This is a genomic window from Microcoleus sp. EPA2 (genome assembly GCA_020882975.1).
Classification (GTDB): domain Bacteria; phylum Cyanobacteriota; class Cyanobacteriia; order Cyanobacteriales; family Microcoleaceae; genus Microcoleus.
Genome location: JAHRFD010000014.1, coordinates 143,728 through 146,468, shown reverse-complemented (window position 1 = coordinate 146,468; position 2,741 = coordinate 143,728). Strand labels below are relative to the sequence as shown.

Annotated in this window: 2 protein-coding genes; both read right to left on the bottom strand. The window is 37.8% G+C overall.

Annotated elements, in window-relative coordinates:
- The coding region (locus AAFP14_RS14750; RefSeq protein ID WP_341733005.1) for a tetratricopeptide repeat protein at nt 1-749 on the bottom strand (749 nt) is incomplete at its 3' end.
- A gap of 51 nt (nt 750-800) precedes the next feature.
- Nucleotides 801-2,741: tetratricopeptide repeat protein (locus AAFP14_RS14745; RefSeq protein WP_341733004.1), on the bottom strand; the 1,941-nt coding region annotated here is incomplete at its 5' end.

Sequence of the window (2,741 nt, the reverse complement as noted above, 5' to 3'; positions counted from 1 at the left end):
TCTGGTTTGAGAATTGTCGTGGTTTGATAGCTGTCTAAAGCTTCGCTATATTTTGCTAGTTGCCAAAAAGCATTGCCGAGGTGGAAGTGAGCTTCTACCCAGTCTGGTTTGAGAATTGTCGTGGTTTGATAGCTGTCTAAAGCTTCGCTATATTTTGCTAGTTGCCAAAAAGCATTGCCAAGGTGGAAGTGAGCTTCTGCCCAGTCTGGTTTGAGGATAGTCGTGGTTTGATAGCTGTCTAAAGCTTCGCTATATTTTGCTAGTTGCCAAAAAGCATTGCCGAGGTGGAAGTGAGCTTGGGCGCATCCTGGTTTAATGGCGAAAGCTTTCTGATAAAATACAGTTGCTTCTGCTAGTTTTTGGTCTTGCTTCAACCTCTCGGCTAAAGTAAGGTATTGTACCTGTTCGAGTGCCTCTGTGCAAATACGTTTAATCTCATCTTCTTCCGGGTGCAAATCAATTGCTTTTTGATAGGATGCAATCGCTTCATCCCAACGGCTGAGTTGAGTCAAAACTTCTCCTATGTTGTAGTGAGACAAAACCGATTGAGGTTTGAGTTGAATTGCCCGATAGTAAAAGTTAAGCGCTTCATCAAGACGATCGAGTTTAACCAATACTTCGCCCAAGTTGTGGTAAGCCAGATAAAAGCTAGAGTTATACTCAATGGCTTGGTAATAAGAGGCTATCGCTTCCTCTAGTTTACCTTCTTGTTTAAGTTTGTTGCCCCGCTGAAAATAGGTTACAGTCATGATGCTTTAGGTGAAGTTTCAATAAAATTTAAAAAATCAAAAAATTATATTCTATTTTTCTGGCCATCCAAATCTATTTAGCAATCGTTTAGGAATCATACTCGACGCTCTTTCTGCTTGTTCTGGAGTAAATACATTTCTCCATTCGTCAACACTGCCCTTTCGATTGTGTTTACCGTGCTGAAAATCGGGAGGCGGTGGCATGGTAAACCTAGATTTATCGATTTCATAAAATTCTAGTATTCGTTCAAAAAATGCTTGCGAATTTGCCGCCAATTCCTCATGTTGTGTAAAAAGAATATTTGGATAAAATGATGTATTTTCTTCTGCATCTAACCATCCTTCTATCCACTTAATGCTTGCTGGTAGATACCAATTATCCATCTGCCACGTAATTTGCTCTGTAAAAGATAGGGAAAAATAATTTTCTGGTAGATTTAAATAATAGAACCAGTGTAATTGATCTTGCCAAACGTCTCTATCTGTATGTAAGTAATGTACTAGAGATAGTAATGCTTGCCTTGGATCTCTCACATTAATTATCAATCTATCTACAACTAAGCTTATTGCTAGCAAGTTGTTTAGGCTTGCTGGCAAATGAGCACAAAGCAAACAAGATTTAGCGTAGTTGTATGGCTCTGCTGTTGTTAACTCCCAGAGTATATTTGGATAAGGACCCATACTTGCTAACAATTTTTGCCCCTCGGAAAAAGGACAAGTATTAACCAAATTATTATGTAGAGCCTTCCCAACAAAAACTGTCCCCGATCTTGGCAATGAAATAAAACATATTCTACCTATAATGCCCTTGTTCCTATCTTCAACAAATTTAATTTTGTTAGAAATATAAAATGCTTTCATTGCCTCATTTAGTTTAACTTGTGCAGATAGCACACTTCCTAATTTAAAGTTTATTTCGGCGGAATTAGGTTCTATTTGCAATGCTTTTTTATACCAATCAACTGCCTTTTCTAATTTTTCTTCCTGAATACTTTGATTTATCTGTCCCTGTCTTCTCAGACACCAAGCTACCTGTAAATATACATTTATTAAAGAAGGATTGATACTAACTGATTTTTCATAGCTTTGAATTGCTAAATCAAATTTATTATCTAGAATTAATAGATTTCCAAGCCGATAATATAAGTCGGCTGAGTCTGGATTAACCATAATAGCTAGTTGATAAACCTCGATTGCTTCACCTATTTTACGATGGTGGACTAAAGTTTCAGCTAATTTAATATATAACTCACCCAACTCCGGTTTTATTAATATTACTCTCCGATAAATATTAATCGCCCCTGCCAGATTCCCTTGTTCGGCTAATATATGTCCCAACTGCAACCAATTTTCCCAATTATACGGTTGTAATTGCGCCAACTTTTCATAAGCTGTTATATATGCCTGATTAAGATTAATTACTCTTTCATAAGCTGCGATCGCTTCTTCTATCTGATTCTCCTGTTCTAATAACTGCCCCAACTGCCACCACAACTCCCAAGATTCTGGTTGCAATTGCACTAATGCTTGATATCCTGGGATGTAGTTTTGATTGAGATTAATTACTTTTTGATAAGCTGCGATCGCTTCTTCTATCTGATTCTCCTGTTCTAATAACTGCCCCAACTGCCACCACAACTCCCAAGATTCTGGTTGCAATTGCACTAATGCTTGATATCCTGGGATGTAGTTTTGATTGAGATTAATTACTTTTTGATAAGCTGCGATCGCCCCTTCTATCTGATTCTCCTGCTCTAATAACTGCCCCAACTGCCACCACAACTCCCAAGATTCTGGTTGCAATTGCACTAATGCTTGATATGCAGGGATGTGAGCATTAATAGCTATCACTTTTTGATAAGCCGCGATCGCCTTTTCCGTTTCCCCTTTCCCTTCTAATTTTGACCCTAATACATACCAATTCTCCCAGTTACTCGGTTGTAAATGAGTTAACTTTTCATAAGCTATTATATAGTCGGGATTTAAGCTAAT